Origin of the sequence: Stappia stellulata DSM 5886, from assembly GCF_000423705.1 — a bacterium.
GTDB lineage: Bacteria > Pseudomonadota > Alphaproteobacteria > Rhizobiales > Stappiaceae > Stappia > Stappia stellulata.
On the sequence record NZ_AUIM01000004.1, the window covers coordinates 201218 to 227945 of the forward strand.

The 26728-nt window shown below is 63.3% G+C and carries 25 protein-coding genes and 1 pseudogene; 7 read left to right on the top strand and 19 right to left on the bottom strand.

Annotated features, from left to right (window positions below):
* Positions 1-31 precede the first annotated feature (31 nt).
* The 3 genes from G572_RS25260 to G572_RS0101120 form a co-directional block, all read right to left on the bottom strand.
* On the bottom strand, positions 32-2191 hold the full coding sequence (locus G572_RS25260) for a putative bifunctional diguanylate cyclase/phosphodiesterase (protein WP_029056917.1): 2160 nt from the start codon (positions 2189-2191) through the stop codon (positions 32-34).
* Entirely contained in the window at positions 2178-2711 is a 534-nt protein-coding gene (locus G572_RS21915) for a hypothetical protein (protein WP_029056918.1), read from the bottom strand. Before G572_RS21915 ends, G572_RS25260 begins: the two co-directional genes overlap by 14 nt.
* Positions 2712-2992: 281 nt before the next feature.
* A complete protein-coding gene (locus G572_RS0101120) occupies positions 2993-3874 on the bottom strand; it encodes a LysR family transcriptional regulator (protein WP_029056919.1) in 882 nt (293 codons plus the stop codon).
* Positions 3875-3986: 112 nt separating this feature from the next.
* Between G572_RS0101120 and G572_RS0101125 the strand changes: the two genes are divergently transcribed.
* Complete coding sequence (locus G572_RS0101125) at positions 3987-4694, top strand: type 1 glutamine amidotransferase domain-containing protein (protein ID WP_029056920.1); 708 nt, start codon at positions 3987-3989, stop codon at positions 4692-4694.
* Between the two features lie 74 nt (positions 4695-4768).
* Here the strand turns inward: G572_RS0101125 and G572_RS0101130 are convergent, their stop codons facing one another.
* From G572_RS0101130 to G572_RS21925, 3 genes are all read right to left on the bottom strand, one after another.
* Positions 4769-5140, bottom strand: coding sequence for a RidA family protein (locus G572_RS0101130; protein WP_029056921.1), 372 nt, complete (start codon positions 5138-5140; stop codon positions 4769-4771).
* 16 nt (positions 5141-5156) lie between these two features.
* Positions 5157-6056, bottom strand: coding sequence for a DMT family transporter (locus G572_RS21920; protein ID WP_051241629.1), 900 nt, complete (start codon positions 6054-6056; stop codon positions 5157-5159).
* Positions 6057-6124: 68 nt separating this feature from the next.
* Complete coding sequence (locus tag G572_RS21925; RefSeq protein WP_051241406.1) at positions 6125-6631, bottom strand: MarR family winged helix-turn-helix transcriptional regulator; 507 nt, start codon at positions 6629-6631, stop codon at positions 6125-6127.
* Positions 6632-6872: 241 nt separating this feature from the next.
* On the opposite strand from G572_RS21925, the gene G572_RS0101145 reads away from it, so the two are divergent.
* Complete coding sequence (locus G572_RS0101145; protein WP_029056922.1) at positions 6873-7205, top strand: YciI family protein; 333 nt, start codon at positions 6873-6875, stop codon at positions 7203-7205.
* Between the two features lie 63 nt (positions 7206-7268).
* Here the strand turns inward: G572_RS0101145 and G572_RS0101150 are convergent, their stop codons facing one another.
* The 7 genes from G572_RS0101150 to G572_RS0101180 all read right to left on the bottom strand — a co-directional run bounded on the left by G572_RS0101150 (position 7269) and on the right by G572_RS0101180 (position 14670).
* Positions 7269-8066, bottom strand: coding sequence for an ABC transporter ATP-binding protein (locus tag G572_RS0101150; protein WP_029056923.1), 798 nt, complete (start codon positions 8064-8066; stop codon positions 7269-7271).
* A gap of 4 nt (positions 8067-8070) precedes the next feature.
* Positions 8071-9003 (bottom strand): ABC transporter permease, encoded by a 933-nt coding sequence (locus G572_RS21930; protein ID WP_037545007.1) that lies wholly within the window; start codon positions 9001-9003, stop codon positions 8071-8073.
* 1 nt (position 9004) lies between these two features.
* Positions 9005-9973 carry an ABC transporter substrate-binding protein gene (locus G572_RS0101160; RefSeq protein ID WP_029056924.1) on the bottom strand — a complete coding sequence of 323 codons (969 nt, stop codon included), beginning with the start codon at positions 9971-9973 and terminating at the stop codon, positions 9005-9007.
* Between the two features lie 61 nt (positions 9974-10034).
* Positions 10035-11276 carry an alpha-hydroxy acid oxidase gene (locus tag G572_RS21935; protein ID WP_084649814.1) on the bottom strand — a complete coding sequence of 414 codons (1242 nt, stop codon included), beginning with the start codon at positions 11274-11276 and terminating at the stop codon, positions 10035-10037.
* A gap of 17 nt (positions 11277-11293) precedes the next feature.
* On the bottom strand, positions 11294-12724 hold the full coding sequence (locus G572_RS0101170; protein ID WP_051241408.1) for an FAD-binding oxidoreductase: 1431 nt from the start codon (positions 12722-12724) through the stop codon (positions 11294-11296).
* Positions 12724-13740, bottom strand: a complete 1017-nt coding sequence (locus G572_RS21940) for a prephenate dehydratase domain-containing protein (RefSeq protein ID WP_169391269.1) — start codon at positions 13738-13740, stop codon at positions 12724-12726. Before G572_RS21940 ends, G572_RS0101170 begins: the two co-directional genes overlap by 1 nt.
* A gap of 129 nt (positions 13741-13869) precedes the next feature.
* On the bottom strand, positions 13870-14670 hold the full coding sequence (locus G572_RS0101180; protein WP_029056926.1) for a class I SAM-dependent methyltransferase: 801 nt from the start codon (positions 14668-14670) through the stop codon (positions 13870-13872).
* Positions 14671-15278: 608 nt separating this feature from the next.
* On the opposite strand from G572_RS0101180, the gene G572_RS0101185 reads away from it, so the two are divergent.
* Positions 15279-15752 carry a pyridoxamine 5'-phosphate oxidase family protein gene (locus tag G572_RS0101185; RefSeq protein ID WP_029056927.1) on the top strand — a complete coding sequence of 158 codons (474 nt, stop codon included), beginning with the start codon at positions 15279-15281 and terminating at the stop codon, positions 15750-15752.
* A 263-nt stretch (positions 15753-16015) separates the two neighbouring features.
* Positions 16016-16174: pseudogene (locus tag G572_RS26815) on the top strand (integrase core domain-containing protein); the annotation flags it as partial.
* Positions 16175-16250: 76 nt separating this feature from the next.
* Here the strand turns inward: G572_RS26815 and G572_RS0101195 are convergent.
* Genes G572_RS0101195 through G572_RS0101205 form a run of 3 tightly spaced genes read right to left on the bottom strand, consistent with a single transcriptional unit; the run spans position 16251 to position 18361 of the window.
* Complete coding sequence (locus G572_RS0101195) at positions 16251-16694, bottom strand: iron-sulfur cluster assembly scaffold protein (protein WP_029056928.1); 444 nt, start codon at positions 16692-16694, stop codon at positions 16251-16253.
* Complete coding sequence (locus G572_RS0101200; protein ID WP_051241414.1) at positions 16691-17131, bottom strand: DUF1641 domain-containing protein; 441 nt, start codon at positions 17129-17131, stop codon at positions 16691-16693. Before G572_RS0101200 ends, G572_RS0101195 begins: the two co-directional genes overlap by 4 nt.
* A gap of 39 nt (positions 17132-17170) precedes the next feature.
* A complete protein-coding gene (locus tag G572_RS0101205) occupies positions 17171-18361 on the bottom strand; it encodes an NAD(P)/FAD-dependent oxidoreductase (RefSeq protein ID WP_029056930.1) in 1191 nt (396 codons plus the stop codon).
* A 233-nt stretch (positions 18362-18594) separates the two neighbouring features.
* Here G572_RS0101205 and G572_RS21945 point away from each other — a divergent pair, with 233 nt between their 5' ends.
* A complete protein-coding gene (locus G572_RS21945; RefSeq protein ID WP_051241416.1) occupies positions 18595-19032 on the top strand; it encodes an ArsR/SmtB family transcription factor in 438 nt (145 codons plus the stop codon).
* A gap of 143 nt (positions 19033-19175) precedes the next feature.
* On the opposite strand, the gene ampC is transcribed toward G572_RS21945, so the two are convergent.
* Complete coding sequence (ampC, locus tag G572_RS0101215; RefSeq protein WP_029056931.1) at positions 19176-20330, bottom strand: class C beta-lactamase; 1155 nt, start codon at positions 20328-20330, stop codon at positions 19176-19178.
* A gap of 774 nt (positions 20331-21104) precedes the next feature.
* Positions 21105-21893, bottom strand: a complete 789-nt coding sequence (locus G572_RS21950; RefSeq protein WP_051241418.1) for a DeoR/GlpR family DNA-binding transcription regulator — start codon at positions 21891-21893, stop codon at positions 21105-21107.
* Positions 21894-22108: 215 nt separating this feature from the next.
* Between G572_RS21950 and G572_RS0101225 the strand changes: the two genes are divergently transcribed.
* Entirely contained in the window at positions 22109-24559 is a 2451-nt protein-coding gene (locus G572_RS0101225) for a GcvT family protein (protein ID WP_029056932.1), read from the top strand.
* On the opposite strand, the gene G572_RS0101230 is transcribed toward G572_RS0101225, so the two are convergent.
* Positions 24560-25441, bottom strand: a complete 882-nt coding sequence (locus G572_RS0101230; protein ID WP_029056933.1) for a LysR substrate-binding domain-containing protein — start codon at positions 25439-25441, stop codon at positions 24560-24562.
* Between the two features lie 232 nt (positions 25442-25673).
* On the opposite strand from G572_RS0101230, the gene G572_RS0101235 reads away from it, so the two are divergent.
* Positions 25674-26708 carry a putative 2-aminoethylphosphonate ABC transporter substrate-binding protein gene (locus G572_RS0101235; RefSeq protein ID WP_051241420.1) on the top strand — a complete coding sequence of 345 codons (1035 nt, stop codon included), beginning with the start codon at positions 25674-25676 and terminating at the stop codon, positions 26706-26708.
* The last annotated feature ends 20 nt before the right edge of the window (positions 26709-26728 follow it).

Sequence of the window (26728 nt, forward strand, 5' to 3'; positions counted from 1 at the left end):
GCAACCGGGGGCGTGGAAGCCACCCGTCGGCCTATCCGGTCCGCGAAACGGCAGCGCCACGCCGCACCAGGCCGAGGGCCTCGTCCAGCGGCAGGGCGATGCCGTATCGGTAACCCTGGCCGAAATGGCAACCGCGCTGAACCAGATAACGCTCCTGTGCCTCGGTTTCGATGCCTTCGGCGACGATGTCCGCGCCAAGTCCGGTTCCCATCGAGATGAAACCGTCGATGATTACTTCCATCGACCGGTCTTGCCCGATGCAGGATATGAACTCGCGATCAATCTTGATTTCATGAAAGGGAAAGGCGCGCAGGTGGCGCAACGTGCCGTAGCCCGTTCCGAAATCGTCGACCGCGATCCGGACGCCCAGATTCGTCAAGCGAACAGCATGGGCCCGGATCGCGGCGGATGAGCGGGACACGAACACTTTTTCGGTGATTTCGAGCGTCAATCTCGGGGCGACCGAGACATGCGCGGCAAGCAGACCTTCCAGAGCAGCCACGCCCGACGAGGTCGCCAGCACGCTGTCCTCCAGATTGAACGACAAGCCGATATCCGAGCGGCCCACTGCATCGAATGCCGCGATGTCGCCAATCACCTGGCGGGCGATCACTTCGGAGAATTCCCTTTGAAGGCCGAGTCTGCCGATCTGCGACAGGAAGATCGCCGGAGTCAGGATACCGCGCACCGGATGCTTCCAGCGGGCCAGTCCCTCGAAGCCAACGACAGCGCCGCTGCGCAGGTCGACCTTTGGCTGATAGCAGACGACGAACTCACCCGAACCGATCGCGGCTTCCAGTTCCTGCCGCTCCGCCAGGTCGGACAGCATTGCCGCGGAGTTGGGCCTGAAGGCGTGGAAGGACGGGCCGGCTTCCTGCTTTGCGATGTACATTGCCTGGTCGGCGGCCGCAATGAACGCGGCCGTGCCGCCTTCGACGTCCGAGCGGCGAACGATGCCGATGCTCGCGCCGACATGAAGCTCCTGACCGTTGAACGCAACCGGTGCCCGAACGGAATCGAGGAACCGGTTGGCGATCGCCTCAGGGTCGTAGCGCCCGTCCTGCATTGGCAGGAGAATGCCGAACTCGTCGCCGCCGATGCGCGCAACCAGGTCTCCCGGCCGCGCGCTGCGTTCCAGCCGCTTTGCCAGGCGCTTCAACACGGCATCGCCGGCGTCGTGGCCGTAGGTGTCGTTGACCGGTTTGAAGCCGTCGAGGTCGAGCAGGATGTAAACAAGGGCGCCGGCGGCCTCGGGGGAGGCGGCCAGCGCCGCATTCATGAAGGTGTCGAAGGCCTTCCGGTTGGCAACACCCGTCAAGGCGTCATGCGTTGCAATATACTCGAGCTCCGCCTGCTTGACCTCGTGCTGGTCCGCAGTTGCCCGGTTCTCGATCAGTACGTCCTGAAGCGCCTTGACGGACTGGGCAATCCTGCCGAACTCGTCCGTCCTGCTGATAAAGGGCACAGTCACCGCCAGATCGCCGGCGAGGAGAGAGCGTATCGTGCGAACCAGGACATGGATCGGGTTCACGATCGTGCGGGCCGCAGCGAGGCTGATGACGATCGCAAGGAGGCCGGCGATGGTCGATGCCGTGATGAAATCTCGCGCCAGACGGTCCGCCGCCTCGATCGTGGCGGCCGTTCTCGCCCGCGACCGCATGCGGGCATTTTCCGAAATCCGGCGGGCCGCTTCCGAGGCCCGTAGGTAGACGGCATGGCCGCCCCGCGTGGCCACCGCGCCAAGCGTCGCATTCCGCAGGATCAACTGCATCGCGTTCTTGGTGTTCTTGCGGTAGTCGCCATAGGCGGATTGCAGCTCGTCGACGCCTGCCAGCCCGGCGCCGGCGAGCGCGTTGATGTCCAGCTTTAGCGTGCGCAGGCTCCGGTTGATGGTCTTGATCGTCGATTCGAGCTCTGAGCCCTCCACGCCGATCTGGCCCCAGGCCGAAAGCTTGTAGAGATGTGCTTCAATGCGGGCGAGTTCCTGCGGGACATTCGCCGCATGGATGAGCACCGGCTGCAATTCCTCGTAGCCGGCGGCGATCATCGCACGTTGCGTCTTCAACGTCTGCCAGCCGACAAACGACAGCAGGGCGAGCGTCACAAGCATGACGATCGGCGCGGCCATCACGCGCACGACGATCGACCAGTTGGAAAACCGGATACGGAACCGGGACCTATCCGCGAGCATCTTTGAACCCGCCCGCACACAGGATCCGCTGACCGTCCTTCAGCAGAAAACATGTATGCAGGCCGCGGGCCGAAAGGCCGGTTTCAGGATGGGGAAACAGGAGGGAAAACACCTCCGCTCCGCTGCCGTCGGCGGATTCGCGCGCGAGACGCGCCCAGTAGCGGCCCTCGATATCCGTGATGTTGCTCACGTCGATACCGACAAGGTCCGGATGTCCAACATCATACCAACTCACTCCCGAGACCGTCACCCCCCAGACATGAAGGCCGTTCGCCTTCCGCCTCCAGGGCGTCTCCTTGAAGGCGTCAAGTGCTTCGACCAGTCCTTTGTCAGCCACGAATTTACGCGCAAGAACTGCCAGTTGGACCACATCCCGCCGCAAGTCTTCGAGAGTCGAGCCGGCCGTGCGCGCCTGAAGCTGCTCTATCGTCGTGGTTTCCGGTGAACCGACAGCCGGACAGGCGGCCCCCGCCAGAAAGCCGAAACAAAATACAACTTTTAAGAGCGCAGATGTCGACATTGCGATCTCCGATTATGGAGAGTTATTTTATATAATGAGTCGTGAAGGAGTGTTTAAACGTCACGTGCACAGCATCATCGATGACGAATAAAGCAGTTTATGGGTAAATACACTTGTAATATTTCAGAATGTGTCGATGGCGCTGGGGTTCGTTCGCCGCCGGTTTCTGTCAAAGGCGTAGGTTTGACACGGTGGAGCGTTTTGCGCCCAAGGAATGCCTGAACGCGTCAACCGCCGCGGAAAGCCGATCATGAGTTCACTCCCATCCGCCGGGAGCGCGCTCAGGCGGACGCCTGAAGCAGGGTCTTTCTGGCAAAGGCAATGCGTGGGTGCCGCAAGGCGCTGCGCGCCCAGACGAGGTTGAGCGGGTTCACGGGTGTTGAAACCGGCGCGGCCCGCGCAACCAGACGCTTCGCGCGCAACGCGTCTGTGCACAGGTAATCGGGCAAGACCGTCCACCCCGCGCCTTCGCTCACAAGCCCTCGAAGCAGACGCAGGTCGGGCGCAGTGTAGGCCGGGGACACGTCCGGCAGTGCAATCCCGTTCTGCTCAAGCCAGGACCGCACCAGCGGCCGGTCGAGATCGTAGGCCACGCAGGGGATGGCCTGCAGTCCCGTTTCCAGATCGCGTGCGGCGTCGATGACGCGCATCGCCCCGGGGGCTGCCACGAGAAGCAGCCGCTCCTCGGCAATCCGGGCATGATCGAGGCGCGCATCGACGGGGGCGGAGGCCGTAATGGCAAGGTCGACCTCGTCGCTGAAAAGCTTTTCGTAAAGCGCCTCGCGGCCGCCCACGTCGATCCGCACCGTCAGTCCGGCCTTTTGCAGACGCGCCAGCAGGGGGGCGCAGCCTTCCGCCAGAAAATCGGCCGGCCCCGCCAGATGGATCGTCCCGGTCAACATGGCGGAGCGCGCCTGTGCGGATGCAAGGGCTGTTTCCGCGTCGTCGAGCGAACTGCCAAGCCGTGCGGCAAGATCGTCCGCGGCCGCCGTCGGCAGGACGCCACGGGCATGCCGGTCGAACAGCGGTCGTCCGAGCTGGCCTTCGAGACTGGCGACATGTTGCGAGAGCGCCGGCTGGGTCAGCCCGAGTGCGCGGGCAGCGGCCGTGAACGAACGATGACGATAGACCTCGATGAAACTGCGCAGATGACTGAGGGACATGGCGAGAGATATAAGATATTTTATGTCTTTGGGCGACAGGAATTATTTTTTGAAAGGCACAGGCCCCACCATATCCCGGTCACACACAACGCAACCAGAATGGGAGCCGGGCATGACCGACACACCCAAGATCCTGATGATCGCGACCTCTGCCGCTACAATGGCGCCGTCCGACGAGCCGACCGGCGTCTGGCTGGAAGAGCTGACCGCGCCTTACTATGCCTTCCGCGATGCCGGCGCCGACGTCACGCTGGCGTCGATTTCCGGCGGTGCGATCCCGATCGACGCCCGCAGCGTCGCGCCCAAGGGCGAGAACGAGGCGACTGTGGAGCGCTACTTCGAGGACCCGCTCCTGCGCGAAGCCGTCGCCGCCACGCCACGGTTCGACACGCTGAAGGTCGCCGACTATGACGCGGTGTTTCTTCCCGGCGGGCATGGCACGATGTTCGACTATCCCGAAAGCGCGGCGCTCGCCCGTCTTGTCGAGGAGACACTCGAGAGCGGAAAAGTGTTGGCGGCCGTGTGTCACGGTCCCGCAGGGCTGGTGAACGCAAAGCGCGCGGATGGGGCGTCCATCGTCACCGGACGCAAGGTCGCCGGCTTCACCGACAGCGAGGAACGCGCCGTTGGACTGGACGCGGCAGTTCCGTTCCTGCTGGAGAGTCGGCTGCGGGACCTCGGCGCGGACTATGTCAGCGGCGCCGACTTCGAGCCCTTCGCGGTCAGCGACGGAAATCTCGTAACGGGCCAGAATCCGGCCTCCGCAGCGAAAACGGCGGCGCTTGTCCTCGATGCGGTCTCCCACCGCAAGGCCGCCTGACGCTCAGGCGAAGACACCATCGCGATCAAGGGCCCGGGCCATGCAACATGGCCCGGGCCGGTCGGTGCGACTGGTCAGGGCAGGGGCTTGTAGGCCACCGCCTCGATTTCCACGCGGGCATCGACCATCAGTTGCGACGCGACGCAGGAGCGCGCCGGCGGCCGCTCGGGAAAATAGGCGCCGTAGACGGCATTGAACCGGCCGAAATCGGCCGGATCGGTCAGCCAGATCGTGGTCTTGATCACATCGGCGAGCGAGGCATTTGCCAGCGCAAGGGCGGCCGCGATGTTGTCGAGGACCTGACGGGTCTGCGTCTCGATGTCCCCGCGCACAAGGTCGCCGTCAGGGCCGAAGGGGATCTGGCCGGACAGAAAGATGAAATCACCGGCGCGAACCGCGGCCGAAAGCGGCACCGCCGGATGGGTGCCGTAAACCTCTTTGGTCATGGGATCATTTCCTCCGTCATGAGGTGCGCGCGGCCGGCGCCGGGCGCTTGCCCTGAGCGCTCAGCACGAGAATGTTTCCGAGCAGGACGGCGATGCCGCCCGACACCACATAGGCGTCGATCCGAAGGTTCTCGAACAGGGCCGAAAGCAGCAGGGCCACCACGGGCACCAGCGCCAGCGTGTAAGACGCGCTGGCCGCGCCGATCCGCTGCACAAGGCTGAAATACATGAAAAAAGTGATGCAGGAGGCGATGATCGCCAGATAGGCAAGGCCGGCGAGATACGTCAGCGAAACATCCACGCTGAAACTCAAGCCACCGAAATAGGCGAGGGCGAAGGAAAACAGCGCGCCGAAAAGCGCCGCCCAACTGATCAGCACGGGAATGGGTATCCCGGCGCGCTGGTTGCGCATGGCAACCACGGTGCCGCATCCGGTGCAGGCGGCGGCGGCAAGCGCCAACGCCACGCCGCCGATCGTCTCGGCGCTGGACGAGACCAGTGCAAGTTGCGGCATCGCGATCACGCCGAGACCGGCAATGCCGGAAACGATGCCGATCAGCATGCGCAGCGTGACCGGAGCAGAGAGAAAAAGCCAGCCGACAAGAGCCGCGAACAGGGAGGACGTCGACAGGACAAGCGCGGCGATGCCCGACGTGATCAGCGTGGTGGCATGGTAGAACGAGATGAAGGCCAGACCGAAGAACAGGATGCCCTGGAGCGCGACCCAGGGGCGATCCGTCCGGCGCAAGCTGATGTTTTGTCCGCGCAGGACGCTCCAGGCGAACATCACAAGGGCCACCAGCGCCATGCGGTAGCCGACCGACACTTCCGGAGCGCCGGACACCGCCTGCTGACCGGTGACGATGGCACTGCTGCCCCAAAGGATTGCCGTGGCTGCAAACAGAAACGCGCCCATGGTTTCCTTCCTGAAAGTGTCGCCGACCGCGCCCGAAAAGCCGAAGCGGGTGGGGCGAGGCGGGCCGATCAAGCGTCCCGTTTGGCCGCGGGGGCGCCGGGTTCATCCGCGACCGGCTCCGTTGCGCCGCGCCAACCGCGCGCTAGAATGCCCGCGCTTGCATTGTCCAGCCGGGCCAGAATGCCGTCGAGCAACGCCAGTTCCTCACTCGAGACCGCGCTTGTCAGGTCCGCGTCGAGGCGTTTGGCGACATTCGAGATTTCTGTGAAGGCCGCCCAGCCGCTCTCGGACAGTTCAATCGCCGCGTAGCGGCGGTCCGATCGGCCGGAGGTCCGCCGCGCGAACCCCAGCTCAACAAGCTGCTTGACCGCGCGGGAGACCGAGAACTGATCGAGCCCGCCTGCCTGACAGATTTCCTTGGCGCTGGCACCGGGGCGGTTCGCGATAATCGCCATGGTCCGCCACGCAGACCTGGAGAACCCGTATTTGGGACCGTAAAAGGCGTTGAGCACATCCGCGACACGGGTGGAAATGCGAAACAGCCTGTATGGGAGCCAGGTTTCGAGCTGCAGCAACTCGCTGTTCCCACTCCCGGGCGTGGCACTGTCGCTTTTCGTGGCGGATGGTTTTTGATTGCTAATTGTTTGCATAGTGCAACTATATGCACTTAAATGCGTAAAGGCAACGGCTTAATCGCCCTTGTTCGACAAACATCATCAAGGCCTCGCGCGGGCGACCGCGAAAGCCCGCTGTCCCCGGCCGCCAGCGGAGGAGGCCTGACCGGCAGCGTGCCTGGTCAAGACGGAGAAACCCGAAATGCCGTATGTCATTCATTGTCTCGACCGGCCGGATGCCGGCGACTTGCGCAAGCGCACCCGCGCCGAACATCTTGAATACATGATCGCCCATGGCGACGCTGTCGTGTTCGGCGGGCCGCTTCAGAGCGACGACGGCGCGCGGGTCATCGGAAGCCTGATGGTGCTCTCCCATGAAAGCCGCGAGGCGGTCGAGCGGTTTCTGGACGCCGAGCCTTATGCCGCCGCCGGTCTGTTTGCGCAGGTAAGCGTGTCCAGACTGCGTCAGATGGTGCCGGAGAACCCGCCGGGGTTGCTGGTCGCGGAGCTTGAGCGCGAACGCGCCGCCATCTAGGCGGCCTTCTGCAAAGGGAGATACGCCCCGGCGGTTGGCGCCGGGACGCCTGGATTGTCGCGGTCAGGCGAGGATGAGCTGGTCGTCCTCGACTTCGGTGCCGGTGGTCTTCTTGAAGAGGTCGAGAAGATCAGGAACGTCGTAGCCCTTTCGCTCCTCTCCGTGAATGTCGAGCAGCACACGACCGGCGTTCATCATGATCGTCCGGGAGCCGAAGTCGAGCGAATTGCGCATGCTGTGGGTGACCATCAGGGCCGTCAGCTTCTGTTCTCCGGTGATCTCCGCCGACAGCTCGAGAACGGTCGCCGCCGCCCCTGGATCCAGAGCGGCGGTATGTTCGTCGAGGATCAGGATCTTCATCGGGAGCAGGGTGGCCATCAACAGGCTGAGCGCCTGTCTTTGACCACCGGACAGCGTTCCGGCCATGGCGCCGAGCCGGTCCTCCAGTCCCATTCCCAGCCGCGAAAGCTGTTCTGCAAGCTCGCGCTTCTTGCGCGATCCGCCAAGCGCGTTGCGAAGGCGCCGCCGTCCGCCACGGCTTGCGGCAAGCGCAAGGTTTTCCTCAACCGTCAGCGAACTGCACGTGCCGGCGCGCGGTTCCTGGAACACCCGGCCGATCATGCCGGCACGCTGTTCGGTTGGCCGTGCGGTCACGTCGTGGCCATCGATGTAGACGCCGCCGCGGTCGAGGCGCACATCTCCGGCCACGGCCGACAGGAGCGTCGACTTGCCGGCGCCGTTGGTCCCGATCACAGTGACGAACTCTCCTTCCGCGATGTCGAGATCGACACCGCGAAGCGCGGGAACGGCGAGCGGCGTGCCGGGATTGAAGGTGATATAGGCATCGCAGACACTAAGCATTCGCTTATCCCTTTTGCGGTTGCGGTTGGGGGAAAAGGCGCCGCAATCTCGGCCACAGCTTGAACCTGCTGTTGCGCCGCGCCTGGGACAGGATGACCGCGACCGCGACGACGATGGCAGTGACGAGGTTGAGATCCTGTGCCTGAATGCCGAGGAACCCGGCGCTCAGGGCCGCGGCGATGAACAGGCGATACAGCACCGCACCGATCAGGCAGCCGAAGGTTGCCCAGGCGACCTTGATCGAACCGAACAGGGTTTCGCCGATAATCAGCGCCGCAAGACCCGTCACGATGGTGCCGATGCCCAAAGACACATCCGCCACGCCCTGACTCTGCGCGAACAATGCCCCCGCCAGGCCGACAAGCCCGTTGCTCAGCGTCATTCCGACGATGGTCATCCGGCCGTTATCGACCGACTGCGCCCGGGCCATGACCGGATTTTCTCCGCTGGCCCTGAGGGCAAGGCCGACCTGCGTTCCGAGGAACCAGTCTACGAAGAACTTCATGGCGAGCGCGATGACGAGAAGAACGGCACTTGTCGTCCACAGGCCGAAATCGAGTATCTCCGCGAAAGGGGTGAAAATCGTTTCCTCGCCATAAAGGGAAATGTTCGGACGCCCCATCACCCGGAGATTGATCGAGTAAAGCGCCACCATTGTCAGGATCCCGGCGAGAAGGTTCAGGATCTTGAAGCGGACATTGAGATAGGCGGAGACGAACCCTGCACAGCATCCCGAAAGGGTTCCGATGGCAGTCGCCAGAAACGGATTGATCCCGTGAACGATTGCCACCGCGGTGGCGGCAGCCCCCAACGGGAAACTGCCGTCGACCGTGAGGTCGGGAAAACTGAGGACCCGGAAGGAGAGGTACACCCCAAGCGCCACGAGCGAGAAAAGCAATCCTGCTTCGATCGCTCCGGAAAGAGCCAGCGCGCTCATTCTATTCAACAACCTTCTTGGCTTTATCCAGCATGTCGCCGGACAACGTCACCCCCATGGCCGCCGCCGAGGTCGTGTTCAGATAAAGGTCCTGCGTGTCCAGAACGCCGACCGGGATCGCACCGGGGCTTTCTCCCGCGAGGACGCGAACGGCCATCTGGCCGGTCAGGCGGCCGAGCTTGTAGTAGTCGAATCCGAGTGCGGCGAGCGCCCCGCGCTCGACCGAGTTCGTGTCGCTGGCAAAAACGGGAACCTTGGCTTTCTTGCCCACGTTCACAACGCTTTCGACGGCCGCGACCACGGTGCTGTCGGTCGGGATGAGGATCGCGTCCGCACGGCCGGCAAGGCTGACGGCGGCATCGGCCACCATGGCTGTCTGGGAGGCGGTGCTTTCTTCAAGCGTCATCCCGCTTTCCGCGACCGCGACCTTCAGCGCCGCCACCTGGGACACCGAATTTGCCTCGCCTGCGTTGTAGATCACGCCAATCGTCTTTGCGTCCGGGACGAGGGTCTTGATCAACTCCAGGGTCGGCCCGAACGGCTGCTTGTCGCTGGTCCCCGTGATCGTTCCGCCGGGCGCCTCCATGCTGGCGACCAGCTTCGCCTCGACCGGATCGGTCACGGCGGCGAAGAGAACCGGAACATCCCCGGCCGCGCTTTGAAGCGCCTGTGCGGAGGGAGTGCTGATCGCGATCAGGAGGTCGGGCTTGAGACCCGCGAAGGCCTTGGCGATCTGCAGCTGCGTCGGCATGCTGCCCTGCGCACTTTGAACCTGGATGTCGAGGGTTTCGCCTTCCTTGTAGCCGCCCGCCGCCAGTTCATCGACGATGCCCATGCGGGCCGCGTCGATGGCAGGATGATCGACGATGTAGGTAATGGCGACCTTGGTCATTTCCGCCGAGAGTGCCGGCAGCGCGGTCGCGGACATGAGGACAGCCGCAGCACATGCGGCCAGTTTCTGTCGAAGCATCTGACTGTTCCCTTCTGTGTTTGTCTTTCTGGAATGACGAGAGCTTGCCCGGGCCCCGCTGTCAGGGCAGGGCGCCCTGTCGCTCGCCGGCGACAAGGGAAAGAGGGCCGTTTTCCGGTGAGGGATCGTGTGTCCGCCGACCTGTTTCCCGCGTCGCAAGGGAACGGGAAGGTCGCAGCATGGACGCATCGAAATCGGACAGGGTTCGCGCGCCCATAAGCATCTGTGCGATCTCGAATTCGGCTTTGAGGATGGCGAGCGCCCGGCGAACGCTTTGCTCTCCGCCGCTTGCCAGCGCGTAGAGCGTGGCGCGACCGATCTGCACGGCGTCCGCGCCGAGCGCCAGGGCGCGCGCGATATCCGATCCCGTGCGGAAGCCGCTGTCCACGAGCAGGGTCAGGTCCGACCCGGCCTGCGCGCGGAACTCCGGCAGGATGTCGATGGTCGCGACGGCGCCGTCCAGCTGCCGGCCGCCATGGTTTGACACCACCAGCCCGTCGACACCGATCTCGAGCGCCTTGGACACCTGTCCCGGGTCGAGCATGCCCTTGACGATCAACGGACCGTCCCAGGTGTCGCGGACCCACTTGATGTCTTCCCACCCAACCGATCCGTCGAGCTGGGATTGCATCAGCTCGGCGATGGTATCCGTCTGCTGAAGACCGAGCTCCGCCGCCATGACCTCCAGTTTCGGCGCTCCGGCCCGCGCCATGCGCAGGCTCCACGCCGGGTGGAGGGCAAGGCTTGCAAGCTTTGCCGGCGTCCAGCGAAACGGCAGGGAAAAGCCGTTTCTGGCATCGCGAAGGCGCCGCCCGGGAATGGCGTTGTCGACCGTCACTTCCAGGGCCCTGAAACCGAGGGTCCGCGCTCTTTCAACCAGTCGTTTGCTGACCTTGCGATCCTTGAAGAGATAAAGCTGAAACCACTTTGCGCCATCGCCGGCCGCGGCAACCTCTTCCATCGTCGCAGTGGCGGCCGTGCTCATCACGAAGGGGATCTCGCTGGCGGACGCCGCTCGCGCCAGATCGAGGTCGCCGCGCGGCCAGGCAGCTCCCGCCAGCCCGGTCGGGCCGATGATTGCCGGAAACGCGTGGCGCCGACCGAACAGGGTGACGGCGCCCGAACAGTCGCTGACATCCGTGGGCGCCGATCCGAGCAGGCGGATACGGTCGAGCGCGCGGCGGTTCTCCGCAAGCGTGTTTTCGCTCCCGCTCCCCCCGTCGATGAAATCGAAGACGAACCGAGGCAGCCGCCGGCGCGCCAGATCCCGGAAATCCGCAATGGAATGCGGGTCGTTTGCCATAAGTGTTGTCCTCCCCATCAGTCGAACGGCGGCAGGTCGCCAGGAGCGATGATCTTGCCGGGGTTCATGATGTTGCGCGGGTCGAGCGCGCGCTTGACCGCCGCCATCGTGCGCAGCCCTGCAATGCCGTGCTCCTCGGCCAGATAGCTGCGCTTGCCGTAGCCGATCCCGTGTTCCCCGGTTATCGTCCCGCCCAGGGCGATGGCCCGCCGCGACAGCCGCTCAAGCAGCGTTTCGACGTTTCGTGCCTCGAGATCGTTGTCGGGATCGAAAACGACGCAGAGATGAAAATTGCCGTCGCCGACATGGCCGCAGATTGGCGCGGTAAGGCCGAGGTCCGCGCAATCGGTTCGGGCCGCCTCGACCGCTTCGGCGAGGCGCGAGACGGGGACGCAACTGTCGGTGGGGATCCCCTTCGCCCCGGGTCGCAAGGCGATGGCCGCCCACCAGGCATCATGCCGCGCCTGCCAGATCCGGTTTCGGTCCTCCAGGCTTTGGGCCGTCGTAACGGTGCGGGGCGCAAAATCCGCGGCAAGTTCCGTGATCCACGCCATCTGCCGGGAAACGGTGTCCGGATCCCCGCTGCATTCCACGATGAGCGTGTCGCCCGCGCTCAGCCCGAGTTTCGAATAGCTCTCGACCGCGCGAATCTGGACGTCGTCGAGATATTCGATACGCGCAACCGGGAGGCCGGATCCCATGATGGCAATCGCGCAGTCGATGGCGGTCGCGGAGGACGGAAAGGCGATCAGAGCGGTCTCGACCGCTTCGGGGATCGGATGAAGGCGCAAGGTGGCCGAGACGATGACGCCGAGGGTTCCTTCCGCGCCAATCATCAGCTGGTTCAGATTGTAGCCGGCTGCGGATTTTCGGGCGAGGCTCGCCGTCCGGACCTGCGTTCCATCGGCGAGCACCACGTCCAGCGAGACAACATGATCGGCCATCGTCCCGTAGCGCACGGCGTTGGTACCTGACGCGCGGGTCGAGATCATGCCCCCGATGGAGGCATCCGCGCCCGGATCGACGGGAAAGAACAGACCGCTGTCGCGCAACCAGGCATTCAGCGTCTTGCGTGTGACGCCGGGACCGACCCGACAGGTCATGTCGGCGACGCTTGCCGGTTCGATGGCATTCATGCGGGACATGTCGAGGCAGATCCCGCCGTGCAGTGCGGCGACATGCCCCTCGCATGACGTGCCCGTCCCGAAGGGGATCACCGGAACACGGTGGGTATGGCAGGTCTTGAGAATGAAGACGACCTCGTCGACATCCACCGGATAGGCAACGGCATCCGGCGGCACGGCGGGAAGATAGCTTGCGTCTTGTCCGTGCTGGTCGCGCACAGGCATCGCGGTGGACAGCCGCTCGCCCAGCAGCGGCGCAAGCATGCCAAGCGCTGCGGCGAGCGCGTCCCGAGAGGCGGTTTCAAGAGCCTGGGGCCTGTCCATCACGGACGGCCCCCGGACAGGCTATCGAGGTGCGACGACTGCCGGTTTCGGGCACGCACGCGGGCACCGGTCGCATGCATTGGAAAAACACCCAGCACAGTCTGGCGCGTGGTCTGGCGCTCGAGCACCGCAAGCGCCCGATTCACCCGGTCGTGGTCGGGATGGCCTTCGAACTCGCAGAGGAACCGTGTGGCGACGAACTGTCCGTCCAGGAGGTAGCTTTCCAGCCTGGTGAGGTTGATGCCGTTTTCGGCAAATCCGCCGACCGCGCGAAACAGGGCCCCGGGCGCGTTTTTCACTTCGAACAACAGGCTGGTCATGATGTCGTGCCGATCCGCCGCCGGCACGACCGACCTTGCCGACAGCACATAAAACCGCGTCATGTTGAACGGCGTGTCGGCGATGTTCCGCTTGAGGATCGTCAAGCCGTGGGTTTCGGCCGCAAGGGCGGAGGCAACCGCCGCGGCTTCCCGGTCACCGCGTTGCTTGATGAGGGCGGCCGCTGTCGCGGTGTTGTTTTCCTCAACAGAGGAAAGCCCGTGGGTGGCAAGGAACCGTCGGACCTGTTTCAGGGCCACCGGATGCGAATGCACGCGGCGGATTTCGCTGGCGCGCCATCCCTGCGGCGCCACGAGATGCAACTCGATGGGCAGAAAGATCTCCCCGACGATCGCCAGGCGCACATCCGGCAGAAGGAGATGGATGTCGGGAACACGCCCGGCGAGAATGTTTTCGCAAGGAAGAACAGCCACGTCGGCCCGGCCGTTGCGAACGGCCTCGACAACGTCGAACAGATTGTCGCAACCAATGCTGCGGGAGTTCGGAAAGGCCGACTGGCTGGCTATATGGGCGAAGGCGCCGACACTGCCATGATAAATCACGGTCGTCGGGCTGACGGCCCCGGGGATGATCGCCGGCGGCACCGTGTCCGCGTCGCCCCCACGCCCGCCATAGCGCAACGCCACGCGTTTTCGGTCGAGACGCAGCGATTTCAATTCGACTTGATCGCCGCGCAAGGCCCTTATCCGAAGCACGGGGCGGGGCCGGTGCTGCCGCGCGGCCGGCTTTCCCGGCGCGACCTGCAGACCGGCAGCGCCTCTGGTCTTGCGGAGATGCGGCATGGAGAGGTTTCTCGCCATGGTCCGTCAACCATGCGCCGGACGAACGGCCGTCATCACGGTCATCGGCCACATCAGGGCCCAGCCGGACGCGGTTTCGCTCACGCTGAGATAATGGTCGGCGGCGGCAAGACAGTCTTCCGCCGTGTATTCCGGCTTGGCGGAAAACAGGAGCTGAAGGAACCGCCCGATATCCTCGCGGTTTCGAAACTCCCACGGCGTGATCACCTCGTCGAAACGCGGCGAGCCCCAGCCGGTGAGGGCGCACAGGCTGTCGGCGAACTCGCGCGACAGAAACGCCACCTCGTGTCCGGTGCTGCAACTGCGGGCGATGAAGCCATCGAAGTAACGGGCAAGCGGGGTGCCGGCGAAGATATCCGCGATCACCAGCCGGCCGCCGGGCCGCGCCAGATCGGCAAAGCGGGCGAACGCCGATGTCTTGTCGGCAACATGATGGATCGCGCCACGGCTCCAGATCGCATCGAACCCGCTGAAGGGAATGTCGAGCACGTCGGCCGGGGCCGGCACGACCCGGATGTTTCCATGCGCGCTTTCGGCCTCCAGGCCGGCGAGCTGGTCGACGGAAGGGTCGCTTGCGACCAGAAGCCCCTCGGGACCGACGCAATCGGCAATGGCCGTGCTGAAGTACCCGTTTCCAGCTCCGACCTCGAGGATCCGTTCCCCGGGCAACGGCTTCAGACATCGTTTCATGCAGGCGATGTCGGGCAGCCAGACATTGGCGTAATGCGAGAGCGCATCGCGATAGTCGGAAGAGCGTTTTCCGACGAATTCGACGGACGTGGAGGCTGTTTTCGCATCGGCATACATCGCAAGTGTCCTTCTGAACGTCGAACGGCTGCGGCCGCTCGTCATCGGCGGTGCTGACAGATTTCCTCCGGTGTTTTTATCCGTCCGCTTCTCATCCGAGCGGTTGGCAATCCCGATCCCTGGCGCACTCCGCGAGATCCTTCGACCGGAGCTTGCCGGCACCCGGCGACGACCGCCCTCAGACGACACGGCCAGGTTCGGGCGGCAGGCTGCGTGTGGGGGCACGTTTCACGTGTCCAAAACGCCAAATTCAACCAACTTCACTCAGGATTATTAGCAGCCTACTTGCATGTCAATTGCATAATGCAATTACTTATTGCACTGCAAAACATTTGGGCAAACGCCCGCAAATCGGTCAGGGGCCGGGACACGAGCCCGCTGCGGCCGGGTCGAGACCGGGGCGGTCCCGGTCTTCCCCGAACACCGGCGCTGGACAAACGCCCGCGAAGTACGCTCCAGCCGCCCGCAAACCACAGCTCCCATGAGCTCGCGTGGCGAACCGGCATCATTCACGGAACAAAGCGCCGGCCCGGGGCGTTTTCTCATCGTTCGCAATAGGATCCGTGTCTGTGCCCCGGCAATGAGACAACGAGAAAAGGAGACCGTTTATGACCGATACCGATCTCAAACAGAGTTTCTGGAACCGCCTCGACGACGTTCGCGCCGGGTTTCTGGCTGCAGAGAGCGAAAGGCCGGTGCCGATGTCGCCCATGCCCGACCAGGAGGCGAATGCGATCTGGTTCATTACCGCCGCGGGCTCGGCCGCTGACCGTGCAGCAAAATCCGGCGGAGAGGCGTCATTCTATGTGACTGACCCCAAGGCGAATTTCTACGCCAACATCGCCGGCAAGCTCGAGGAAACCAACGACGCCGCCAAGCTCGATGAACTCTGGTCTGCCATGGCCGCCGCCTGGTTCCCCAACGGGCGCAATGACGACGCCGTGCGGCTGGTGAAATTCAGCCCCCATGAAGGTGAGATCTGGGCCACGGATGGGGGTGCCGCCTATCTCTATGAGATCGCCAAGGCCAACATGACAGACAGCATGCCCGATGTGGGCGAACACGGGCGGGTGACTTTCTAACCCTTGTGGCGGCGATGCCGCCACGCCTCGGGTCCGAAGGCGCGGCGGCTCCGGGCCGCCTTGCGCTGCACTCTGTCGTGATGCGTGAGGTCGGCCGGTCCTTCGAAAACGCCATCCGCAAGGAGGAGCGGCGCAAGGATCGTTTTTCGTTGGAGACTATCGACCGGGCACCGTATGGCGCGTGACCTGAGGTCCGGTCATGGCAGCGCCTCGCCCCGGCGTGCCATGGATCGGATATTGCCCCGCAGGGCGGGTCTCAAGCGATGCGGGAGTCCTGTTTCGACCGTCCTTGCATCCAGCCCGGCAAGCCGGTGCAGAACGGTTTAGCCCAGAGCTTCACCGGCTGCTTCAGGGACGAATGTCCCAACGAAACGCCGCGCTCGTCACTTGTCGAAACCTGTTCACAAATCACCGCATGGAAGGAGGACGGCAATCGCGCCGGGTCCCCGGGGGCGCCGACAGGCGTCGGTTGTCTGGCCAGGTCGGCGGGGCCGAAACTCAGGTGGGGTCGGTTTCGTCGAAGGCGTCCGATATCGCTTCAAAGGGAAGCAAGATCGATCCATGCCGGCTTTGAAAGCTCCGGGCGGCGACGAACATCTCAAGTGCGTTCCACGGGGGAGGGAAATCAACATCCTCGCCGGCCAGGAGGCGTCGCAACGTCTTCCCGGCGGAGAGTATCTCCTCTACAGGTTTCCCCGCACCATTGGCGACGACGACCGCCGTCGCAGCCATTCCCAGGGTACAGGCGCGGACCCGATAGCCCAGTTCGACAAGCGTCCGGCCATCCGCCCTGACATCGAGTGTCAGGGCGCTGCCGCAAATCGGGCTGTTCTTCGTAACGGTGATCGCCGGGTGCGAAAGCCGGCGATCGTTGCGCACCCTTGCAGCCCAATGCCGCACCCGCTCCTGATAAAGAGCGGCAAGGTCCGCATCTGCGGTCATGCCTCGCCGTCGTCCTTCATTCGGCTGCCCAATACGGCGAGGAAGCGGATCCCGAAATGCAGACCGCGACGGACGTCCTCGTCGCCGGCAGCACGCAGCAGACCGAACAGGGTCGGCACGGGCAAGGTGGCCGCCTCGGCTTGGGCATAGCGAGCGGCATTGCTGAGCGACCAGGCCGCGCCAATACCTTCTTCATAGGCCTTCATCAGCTTCTGGATCATGGCGTCATCGGCCATGTCCACTGCGTCCGATGCCAGCGACAGGAGGTCGACGACGTTGTGAAACCGTCCAGCCTGCAGCAACGGGGCGACCTTTTCCAGAAGTTCGGCAAGGCCTTTTTCCGTTGCGTCGTCCATCTGTGCAGAACTCTGCGCGATCCGCTCCACAAGCGGCTCGGCTGCATTGGTTTCTGTCGTTTCAGTCGTGGATGTGCTCATTGTGTTTCCTTCCCAAAGGTTGTCGGCGATCCACCGTGATCAGATGATGCCGCGGGCAACTGACCAGTAGATCCCCCTGTTGAATGCCTTGCGAAGCAATCCGCCGACCTTGGTCGGCGGGGTCGGATGCACATCCTCGTCGTAGTCGTACCAAAGCGGCATTCCCAACTCGAGACCCATCTGGGCGACGGCCTGGACGCGGCCGTCATAGGCATCGACCGGACGGCCGAGCCGCAGATCGCCGGCAATGTTGTTGGCGATCACGGGGCACTGGTTGTGGCAGGAGCCTCCGGCCTTGCTGATCGGCAGGTCGACCGTGTCGCCCATGATGTAGGCGTTGGGGTGGCCTTCCAGCTGCAGCGTCTGACGGTCGGTGGGGAGCCAGCCTTCGTTGTTCGGCGCCTTGGATATGCCGCTCTCGAGGACCGCATCGACGGCGCGGATCGGCGGCGTGCACATGAGGATGTCGAATTCCTCTTCCTTGCCCTCTTCCGAAACGGCAATTTTCTTGCCCGGATCAACGGAGGCAAGGGTGAAGCCGCGCTGATACTTGATGCCCTTGCTCTCGAAGACCGGCGGCAGGACCTCGCAGACTTCCTCTTGAAGGAACAAACAGTTGCGCAGAAGCTGCGAGACCGTCGGATAGGTGTAGACGATCTCGACCTGATCGCGCACGCCCTTGCGCCGCAGGTACTCGTCGACCATCAGCGTGGTTTCCATCGGCGCGATGCCGCACTGATGCGGGACATTCGGCGTCTTCGGGAAGTTCACGGTGATGAAGATACGGCCCTTCTCGAAATTCCGCAGCTTTTCGGCAAGCTGGCGCGCCGGGTCGTACTGGTAGAAATAATCGCCGCCTTCCTTGAGGCCGGGAATGCGCTCGGGGGCCGGGAGGCAGCCGGTCGACACGACGATGTAATCGTAGCCGACGGTCTTGCCGCTGGCGGTTTTCACACGGGATCCGGCGAAGTCGAATTCGGTCACCCTGTCGACATTGAAATCGATCTCGGGACGCAAGAGCGACCGTTGCTTGCGGCGCAGCTCGCCCTCGAAAAACATGTCGAACGCCACGTACATGAACGCCGGTTTGTAGTAATGCCAAGGGGAGTCGGACAACATGCTGACCTTGACTTCACCCCGCGAAATTTCCGGATAGAGCTTGGCGACGATACTGTTCGCGGTCATCGTCCCCCCGATGCCGCCTCCGACTACAAGAATATGTTTCGTCATGCTTTTCTCCTCCGCCTTGCGCAGTTTCCGGCGCCTTTGGCGAGTCTTCGTCATTGGCCCTGGGGCAGTGAAGTCATTCGCCTCGGCGCATTTCGCCCTGTATTTCCAATAGCATGCGACGTCGCTCCCCGGGCTTTGGATGTTTCCATTCTGGAAAGGAGCTGTTAGCCTTCCGCAGAAATGCCGATATGCAGGAAAAGCGGCGGGGGACAAGACATGCGGAAGCAACGCGAATGAACATCCGGCAGGATTTCCCGCCAGAGACAGCGGAAGAACTACGCCGTATCGTGCAGACGCAGATTATCGAATGCCTGAACCGGTTTTATGCAATCGAAACCGGGTTGTGGGGTGGGCCGCTCGATGCCCTGATCATTCGAACCGTGATCGTCGGGGAGAACCAGGAGCGGCTCTATGACCTGTCGTCGCTGGCCGGGGTTCTTGATCTGCCGCTCTCCACCGTCCACCGCAAGATACGCGAACTGGAAAAGGCAGGGTTCCTGACAAGCGAGCGAAAGGGCCGTTCGACCTACCTCCGACCGACGGACAAGACCTGCGTCGAGTTCGACAAGACGTTCGAGGACATGATCGGCACCTTGCAACGGCTCTACCGGCCGAAGTCGGCGCCATCGGCAGGGGCGGGATCGATGCCGCTCTGGGGGCCAAGGGACTGACACCTGTCGGCGGTCGAAACGTCGCGACCGCCTGCGGGACACCATCCAGCCTGTTGATATCGCCATAGCAAACAGCGCCCGAACGACATTCGACCGGTCGTTCGGGCGCTGTCGGCATCTTCCAAAACGCTTTTCGTTATGCGCTATTCTTGAGCGGCCAGAAGGCCCTCTATCAGCTTGTAAGTCGCTCGGACTCGAGCTTCATTGGGGTAGTTCCGGTTGGCAAGAACAACAATGCCAAGATCCTGTGATGGCAACAGCGCCACATACCCACCGAAGCCATTGGTTGATCCGGTCTTGTTCAGGATGACATCCTGCTGCGGCGGCTGGGGCGGCGTGATGGCGGAGGCGGGCTGGGGAGACAGAATGAAATCGGACCCGTTGCCAGCCACCATAGCGTCCAGCTTGGCAGGCCACGGATATTGCTCCCAGATCATGCCCTGGGTGTAATAGGCCGTCTCGGCGCGACCCTCCCGCGTCCTTTCGAGGGCTTTGAAAAGCTCAGGGGCGACTTCACCGTGACCTAGTTCGAGTTCCAGCAGGCGCACCATGTCGTGAGCTGTGGATTTTACACCATAGGCCTCGTCCGCGAGCACGCCGGGATTAACGCGGATTGGGGCGTCGGTTTTACGGTCGTAGCCATAGGCGTAGCGATCCATCGCCGAGTCCGGAACGTTGACGTAGGTGCTGGTCAAGCCCAGGGCCGGGAACAGGACTTCCTCGGCGGCCTGGGCGTAGGGCATGCCCATCGCGTCGGCGGTGATGTGCCCCAGAAGACCAATGCTGACGTTTGAGTAGCTGCGGGCCCCGGGCTGAGGCGGCTGCCAATCAGACAGCCAGTTGATCAGTTCAGGCACATCCTGCACTTCGCTCGGGACCTGCAACGGCAAGCCACCGGTCATATGGGTCGCGAGATCGACAAGCTCGATGCTGTCAAAGGCGGACCCCTTCAGGTCTGGCAGGCTATCCGATACGGGTGCATCAAGGTTGATCTTGCCTTGTTGGTCGGCCTGCACCGCAAGCGTTGCATTGAAGATCTTGCTGATTGACCCGAGCTCGAAAAGCGTGTCCTGCGATGCAGCAACCTCACCCTCTCGTGAAGCAAGCCCGGCCGCGTAGAAATGCTGTTCACCGCGAAAAGTGATACCGACCACCAATCCGGGGATATCGTATTCGGCCATCACCGGTGCGAAGCTGTTACGCGCCATGTCCGCGACCTGCTTGTCGGTGATGCCTTGTGCAGCCAGCGCCGTCGGGAGTGAAAGCAGCGCAATCGCTGCCACGGTCAAGGTGTTCATTTCTGTCTCGGTCTTGTTTGTATTTTTGATCTGGCGGAATCAGCGAAGCTGTCCCGGTGTTCTGACAAGCTCGCAGTCCATTCAAGGTGAACAAGGGTTTTGGGTGTGGCTGCCAGCCTCACAGGTCCCGTTGCGTTTTCATAAGCCTTGTCTGGCGTCAATATCTCCGGTGCCGAATGCGGGCGTGTGCGGGCAGGAGCCTGCTTGCCGTCTCGTTGACTGAGGTCAAGGCGGCATCACGTATTCCCGCTTTTCTGCCCCTGCCATGCGTCTCACGGCCGGTGCGCCTGACGACCCAGGTTGGAACAAGTGACAAGCATGTCCTGTCAGCGGTGGCAATAACAATGACGGCTCTCGAAGGTTTTCCAGATGCTGGCAGATGGCGCAGGCATTGCCCGAACAGCGCAGGACCTCGGGGTCTTCGGTGACAGCGCATTCAGTTCGGCCTTCAAGCCGTTTTCTGGCTCAACGCCCGGCTGCACCTTGAGATCGTCGGCTCATAAACCATCCAAGGCCGGGCCACGCACTTTCACAGATTCTGGTGTCGCCCTTGCCGAAACAGGCATCCAGAAGGACCTCCGCGAACGCGGTAGAGACTAAACCAATCCGCGATGAACTGTAATAGATATGCATTCCGCGAAGATGACTATCGGGATTCCTGGCGGTTTCGTGAAGGTATTCAATTATCGACCAGTTTTTTGCTGGGGCCTTTCGGACGTCACCGTGGCTTTGTTCTGATCTTTGATTGCCGCATGAGGGGCGACAGCCGGGTCGTCAGGGTTGTCCCAATTCGACGTGCACGGAGGCTTTTGCGAGGGCATTGGCCAAGGGGGAGGGAAGCGGACGGTCGGTGATGAGGCGCAGGTTCTCGGGAAGCGGCGCCAGACGCACAGGCGCGGGCCGGTCGATCTTGGTGTGATCGGCGAGCAGGACCGGGGTGCGGGCCGTTGCGAGCATCGCCGCGCGCAGGGCCACGGCCTCGCGGCTGAAATCCGAGATCGGCAATCTGGAACCGAGTCCGCCAACGCCGACGAAAGCGAGGTCGACGCTATAACCGCTCAGCATGTCGATGGCATCCAGCCCGCCGGTGGATTCCTCGCCGTCGGCGAGACGGCCACCCAGTACATGCACCGCGACACCAAGCGGATGCAATGCGAGCGCGATCTTCAGATCGTTGGTGAAAACGCTCAGCCGGGTGCCCGTTGCCACCCGTTCGACGAGGCGTTCCGCCAGCAAGCGCGTGGTCGACCCTGAATCCAGCAAGATGGTTGCGCCGTCGGGAATGAGCGCGGCAGCGGCAGCGGCAATCGCGCGCTTGCCGTCCGGATTGGTAAGGACACGCTCCCCCACCGGCGGCTCTTCCCGGTCGCGGATCATCGCACCGCCACGCACCTGACGCAGGCGGCCGGCCTCGTCGAGCAGGGAAATGTCGTTGCGCAGGGTCTCGCGGGAAACGCCAAGGCGTTCACTCAATGCCCGGATCGTCACCGTTTGACGGCGTTCGACCTCGTCGACAATCCGGGCGCGGCGATGTTCGGCGGGCATGAGGGAGGTCTCGCGCATCGGGGGCTTCCGTCCGGTTTCAAGCACATTTGCAAAGGTCGCATGCTTGGCAAAGATGTTCTATAGCACAAAATTGCCAAATGTAGAAAAGAATTGCAAAATTTTGCAAAGAATGCAGGCTGTCCAGATGTCCGTTCGGCGGACGATCCCGGTGCGTCGGGCGTGGAACAACGCGAGCGCCGGGGGAGGGTTGGAAGGTGAGGGAGATACAATTCATGTCGCAGGACGCGGTGCCATCGCAGGCAGAGATCGTCATCATCGGCGGAGGGATCGTCGGGGCGAGCCTTGCCTATCATCTGACGAAACTTGGCAAGCGGGACGTGCTGCTCCTGGAGCAGGGGCAATTGAGCGGTGGAACCACCTGGCATGCTGCGGGGCTGGTCGGGCAATTGCGCTCGCATGAGAGCATGACACGCCTTATCCGCGCCTCCACCGAGCTCTATGCCAGCCTTGAAGCGGAAACGGGTTTGGCGACCGGCTGGAAGAATTGCGGCTCGCTCACCGTGGCGCGCAGCGAAGAGCGCATGACGGTGCTCAGGCGCACGGCGGCCTCGGCCCTTGCGCAAGGAGTCGATATCGAGGTGCTGAGCCCGTCGGAGGCCGGAAAGCTCTGGCCGGTGATGGCGACCGAGGATCTTGCCGGCGCGGTCTGGCTGCCGGGCGACGGCAAGGCCAATCCCACGGATCTCACGCAGTCGCTGGCGCGCGGCGCAAGGCGCGGCGGGGCGCGGATCGTCGAGGGCGTGCGTGTCGTGGACATCTCGACGGCGGCAGGTGCGGTGACGGGCGTGGTCACCGATCGCGGGGCGGTGAAAGCGCAGACCGTCGTCAACTGTGCGGGGCAATGGGCGCGAAAGGTTGGGCAAATGTGCGGCGTGGATGTGCCGCTGCATTCGGCCGAGCACATGTACATCGTGACCGGACAAATCGAGGGCGTGCATCCGGACCTTCCTGTCATGCGCGATCCCGACGGGTACATCTATTTCAAGGAAGAGGTCGGCGGGCTTGTCATGGGCGGGTTCGAGCCTGAGGCGAAACCCTGGGGGATGGACGGCATCCCCGACGACTTCGTCTTCCAGCTCCTGCCGGACGACTGGGACCAGTTCCAGATCCTGATGGAGCATGCGCTGGAGCGGGTGCCGGCGCTGGCCGAAGCCGAGATCCGGCAATTCTACAATGGCCCGGAGAGTTTCACGCCGGATAACAATTTCATCCTCGGCGAGGCGCCGGGCCTGCGGAACTTCTTCGTCGGCGCGGGTTTCAACTCCATGGGCATCGCCAGTGCCGGCGGAGCAGGGCAGGCGCTTGCCGAATGGATCGTCAACGGCGCACCGACGCAGGACCTGTGGCCGGTCGATATTCGCCGCTTCGACCGCTTCAACAACAACCCCCGCTGGCTCCATGACCGGGTCAAGGAAACCCTCGGCCTGCATTACGCCATGCCCTGGCCGAACCGGGAACTGGAAACGGCACGCCCCTTGCGCAAGTCGCCGCTCTATGACCGCCTCTCGGCCAAAGGCGCGGTCTTCGGCTCCAAGATGGGGTGGGAGCGGGCCAATTTCTTTGCCGGCGAAGGAGAGGCGCGGGAGATCCGCTATTCCTTCGGTCGGCAGAACTGGTTCGAGGCGGTCGCGCGTGAGCACAAGGCGGTGCGCGAGGCCGTGGCCGTGTTCGATCAAACCTCCTTCGCCAAACTTCTGGTCCAGGGGGCGGATGCGGCCGCCGTGCTCAACCGGATCTGCGGAGCGAATGTCGATGTCGAGGTCGGGCGCTCGGTCTATACCGGTCTTTTCAACGCCCGGGGCGGCTATGAAAGCGACCTGACCGTATTGCGGCGCGGGCCGGAGAGCTTTCTCCTCGTGACCGGCACGGCCCAAGCGGTGCGCGACGTGGACTGGATCGGCCGCCAGATACCCATGGGGGCTGCCGTCACGCTGACGGATGTGACCTCCGCCCATGCGGTGCTCAGCGTGATGGGTCCGAAGTCCCGCGAACTCCTGTCGCGGCTGACCGATGCCGATCTGTCGCACGAGGGCTTCGCGTTTGCGCAAAACCGGGAGATCGACCTTGCCCATGCCAGGGTTCTGGCGAACCGCATGACCTATGTCGGGGAACTCGGCTTCGAGCTTTACGTGCCTGCGGATTTCGCAACAGGTGTCTATGACGCCCTCTTTGAGGCCGGCGCGGATCTCGGCCTGCGCGATGCGGGCTATTACGCCCTCGACGCCTTGCGGCTGGAAAAGGGCTACCGGGCCTGGGGGCGGGACATCGATCCGGACGTCACGCCCTTCGAGGCAGGGCTCGCCTTCGCGGTCGACTTCGACAAACCGGACGGCTTTATCGGCAAGGAGGCGTTGTCGGCGCTGCGCGGGTTGCCGCGGCATCGCCGCCTTGTCCAGATCGTCGTGCAGGATCGCGAAGCGGTCGCCTGGGGCGGGGAGCTGGTGCTGCGCGACGGCAAGCCGGTCGGCTATCTGCGTTCCGCCGCCTACGGGTATGCGCCCGGCGGTCCGGTCGGATTGGCGATGATCCAATGCGATACGGCCATCGACGCGCGTTTCCTTGCCGACGGTTCCTGGGAAGTGGACATCGCCGGCGCGCGCTTTCCGGCCCATGCGTCGCTCAAGCCGGCCTACGATCCTGCCGGCGCGCGCATCAAGAGGTGATCAGCCTCCCGGTGTCAGGGGGAGGCCATCGCCTGCGATTTCGAAGAAGGCGGAGATCAGCTTCGCCTGGGATCGTTCCGCAAGGCACAGGAGAGCCTCCTCCATGCGCATGTCGGCATCGGTGATGACGATTTCGCGCAGGCGCGGATCGTGGCCGAACTCGGCGCGCGAGACCACACCGACCCCAAGGCCGGTGGCGACGATCTCGCGCACCGCCTCGCGGCCTTCCGCCTCGATCGCCACATTGGCATTGAGCCCGCGCAGCGCGACCTCCTCCTCGAACTTCTGTCGGGTTTTCGAGCCGCTTTCCCGCAAGACCAACGGCTTTGTGCAGATCTCTGCAAGCGTCGCGCCGGATCGCTCGCTCCACGGGTGCTCCCTGGCGACAAAGGCGACAATCGCTTCGCTGCCCAGATGCAGCGCCTTGAAGCGGGGACGGGTGATCACCTCGCCAAGCACACCGACATCGGCCGCATAATCCTCAAGCGCCGTCAGAACCGTCTCGGTGTTGCCGCTGCGAATGGAAATCTCGATACCGGGATAGCGCTGGCGAAACGGCGGCAGCAGATGAAGCAGGTGCAGCGCGCTGTCGGCAATGATCCGCAGCGTGCCGGTGCGCAGGTCGCGGGCCTCGGACAGATACTCCATCGCCTGGGTTTCCGTATCGAACATCCGGCGGGTTATCTCCAGCAACCGCGCACCCGAGTCGGTCAGGGACACCTGACGTTTGTTACGATGAAACAGGATTATCTGATACTCTTCCTCCAGCTTGCGGACCTGATCGGAGACCGCCGGCTGGGTCAGGCCCAGCGCGTCGGCGGCCTTCGAAAAGCCCCCCGAGATCGCCACGTTGTGAAAGGCTCGCAGTTGCACGTAGCGCATCGGGGTCTCCTTCTGGTGGGTTCTGGCAAGGCAGGCTGGTCGGGCGGGTGAATCGCCAAGGGAACGATACATCGATTCATTCGATCCATTCTATTAGAATTAGCGATTTGACTTATGGTAATGATCGATCGTTTGCTGGTGGTGTAAGGTTCCGCGTGTCGCAAAGCGGCAAACAACAACAAGCAGCCGGACTTGCGCGCCTTACTCACCTTCACCGTATGGGGAGCCACAAATGGGAACGGTATCAAAGACTTTCGGACGCGTGGCCGGTCTGGCCGCCGCCGCAGCGCTCGCGACAACGCTCAGCGTTTCGGCGCGCGAGACAATCACCGTCTACACGGCCGTCGAACCGGAGGAACTTGCGGGTTTTGCGGAAGCCTTCCAGGCTGACAATTCGGACTACGAGATCCAGTGGGTCCGCGATTCCACGGGCGTCATTACCGCGAAGCTTCTGGCGGAAGGAGAGAACTCCCCGGCCGACATCGTCTGGGGACTTGCCGCCACCAGTCTGTTGATGATGGCCGAGCGCGACATGCTCGAGCCCTATGCCCCGGCGGGCATGGACAAGCTATCGCCGGCATTGATGGACAAGCAGGATCCGCCGCGCTGGGTCGGTCAGCGCGCATGGGTCGCGTCGGTCTGCGTGAACACCTATGAGGCAGAGGCCAAGGGCCTGCCGATGCCGGCGACCTGGGAAGACCTGACCAAGCCGGTCTACAAGGGGCATATCATCATGCCGAACCCGGCCTCCTCGGGTACGGGTTTCCTCGATGTGTCGAGCTGGATGCAGATCTGGGGCGAGGAAAAGGCCTGGGACTTCATGGACCGGCTGCACGAAAATATCGGCATCTATTCCCATTCCGGCTCCGCCCCTTGCAAGATGGCCGGGCGCGGCGAATATCCGATCGGCATTTCTTTCGCCTACAAGGGCGCGCAGCTCAAGGGCGAAGGCGCTCCGGTCGAGGTGGTTGCCCCGTCAGAGGGTCTTGGCTGGGATCTTGAGAGCTTCGCCATCATGAAGTCGGCCAAGAACAAGGCCGGCGCCAAGGCGCTCGCGGACTGGTCGGTCACCGAGCAGGCCAACCGGATGTACAACGAGGCCTATGCCGTCGTCGCCATGCCGGGCATCGCCACCGCTGTCGAGCATTTCCCCGCCAACATCGAGGAAAAGATGATCGACAACGACTTCGCCTGGGCGGCGGAGAATCGGGCGCGCATCCTGGACGAATGGGAAAAACGGTACGGCTCGAAGTCCGCGCCGAAGTAAGGCGGTTCGCCGCTGTCCGG

What these genes read in the sequence shown, in the direction of transcription:
- G572_RS25260 (WP_029056917.1), bottom strand. Translation starts at nt 2,191, where the DNA reads ATGCTCGCGGATAGGTCCCGGTTCCGTATCCGGTTTTCCAACTGGTCG.
- G572_RS21915 (WP_029056918.1), bottom strand. Translation starts at nt 2,711, where the DNA reads ATGTCGACATCTGCGCTCTTAAAAGTTGTATTTTGTTTCGGCTTTCTG.
- G572_RS0101120 (WP_029056919.1), bottom strand. Translation starts at nt 3,874, where the DNA reads ATGTCCCTCAGTCATCTGCGCAGTTTCATCGAGGTCTATCGTCATCGT.
- G572_RS0101125 (WP_029056920.1), top strand. Translation starts at nt 3,987, where the DNA reads ATGACCGACACACCCAAGATCCTGATGATCGCGACCTCTGCCGCTACA.
- G572_RS0101130 (WP_029056921.1), bottom strand. Translation starts at nt 5,140, where the DNA reads ATGACCAAAGAGGTTTACGGCACCCATCCGGCGGTGCCGCTTTCGGCC.
- G572_RS21920 (WP_051241629.1), bottom strand. Translation starts at nt 6,056, where the DNA reads ATGGGCGCGTTTCTGTTTGCAGCCACGGCAATCCTTTGGGGCAGCAGT.
- G572_RS0101145 (WP_029056922.1), top strand. Translation starts at nt 6,873, where the DNA reads ATGCCGTATGTCATTCATTGTCTCGACCGGCCGGATGCCGGCGACTTG.
- G572_RS0101150 (WP_029056923.1), bottom strand. Translation starts at nt 8,066, where the DNA reads ATGCTTAGTGTCTGCGATGCCTATATCACCTTCAATCCCGGCACGCCG.
- G572_RS21930 (WP_037545007.1), bottom strand. Translation starts at nt 9,003, where the DNA reads ATGAGCGCGCTGGCTCTTTCCGGAGCGATCGAAGCAGGATTGCTTTTC.
- G572_RS0101160 (WP_029056924.1), bottom strand. Translation starts at nt 9,973, where the DNA reads ATGCTTCGACAGAAACTGGCCGCATGTGCTGCGGCTGTCCTCATGTCC.
- G572_RS21935 (WP_084649814.1), bottom strand. Translation starts at nt 11,276, where the DNA reads ATGGCAAACGACCCGCATTCCATTGCGGATTTCCGGGATCTGGCGCGC.
- G572_RS0101170 (WP_051241408.1), bottom strand. Translation starts at nt 12,724, where the DNA reads ATGGACAGGCCCCAGGCTCTTGAAACCGCCTCTCGGGACGCGCTCGCC.
- G572_RS0101180 (WP_029056926.1), bottom strand. Translation starts at nt 14,670, where the DNA reads ATGTATGCCGATGCGAAAACAGCCTCCACGTCCGTCGAATTCGTCGGA.
- G572_RS0101185 (WP_029056927.1), top strand. Translation starts at nt 15,279, where the DNA reads ATGACCGATACCGATCTCAAACAGAGTTTCTGGAACCGCCTCGACGAC.
- G572_RS0101195 (WP_029056928.1), bottom strand. Translation starts at nt 16,694, where the DNA reads ATGACCGCAGATGCGGACCTTGCCGCTCTTTATCAGGAGCGGGTGCGG.
- G572_RS0101200 (WP_051241414.1), bottom strand. Translation starts at nt 17,131, where the DNA reads ATGAGCACATCCACGACTGAAACGACAGAAACCAATGCAGCCGAGCCG.
- G572_RS0101205 (WP_029056930.1), bottom strand. Translation starts at nt 18,361, where the DNA reads ATGACGAAACATATTCTTGTAGTCGGAGGCGGCATCGGGGGGACGATG.
- G572_RS21945 (WP_051241416.1), top strand. Translation starts at nt 18,595, where the DNA reads ATGAACATCCGGCAGGATTTCCCGCCAGAGACAGCGGAAGAACTACGC.
- ampC (WP_029056931.1), bottom strand. Translation starts at nt 20,330, where the DNA reads ATGAACACCTTGACCGTGGCAGCGATTGCGCTGCTTTCACTCCCGACG.
- G572_RS21950 (WP_051241418.1), bottom strand. Translation starts at nt 21,893, where the DNA reads ATGCGCGAGACCTCCCTCATGCCCGCCGAACATCGCCGCGCCCGGATT.
- G572_RS0101225 (WP_029056932.1), top strand. Translation starts at nt 22,109, where the DNA reads ATGTCGCAGGACGCGGTGCCATCGCAGGCAGAGATCGTCATCATCGGC.
- G572_RS0101230 (WP_029056933.1), bottom strand. Translation starts at nt 25,441, where the DNA reads ATGCGCTACGTGCAACTGCGAGCCTTTCACAACGTGGCGATCTCGGGG.
- G572_RS0101235 (WP_051241420.1), top strand. Translation starts at nt 25,674, where the DNA reads ATGGGAACGGTATCAAAGACTTTCGGACGCGTGGCCGGTCTGGCCGCC.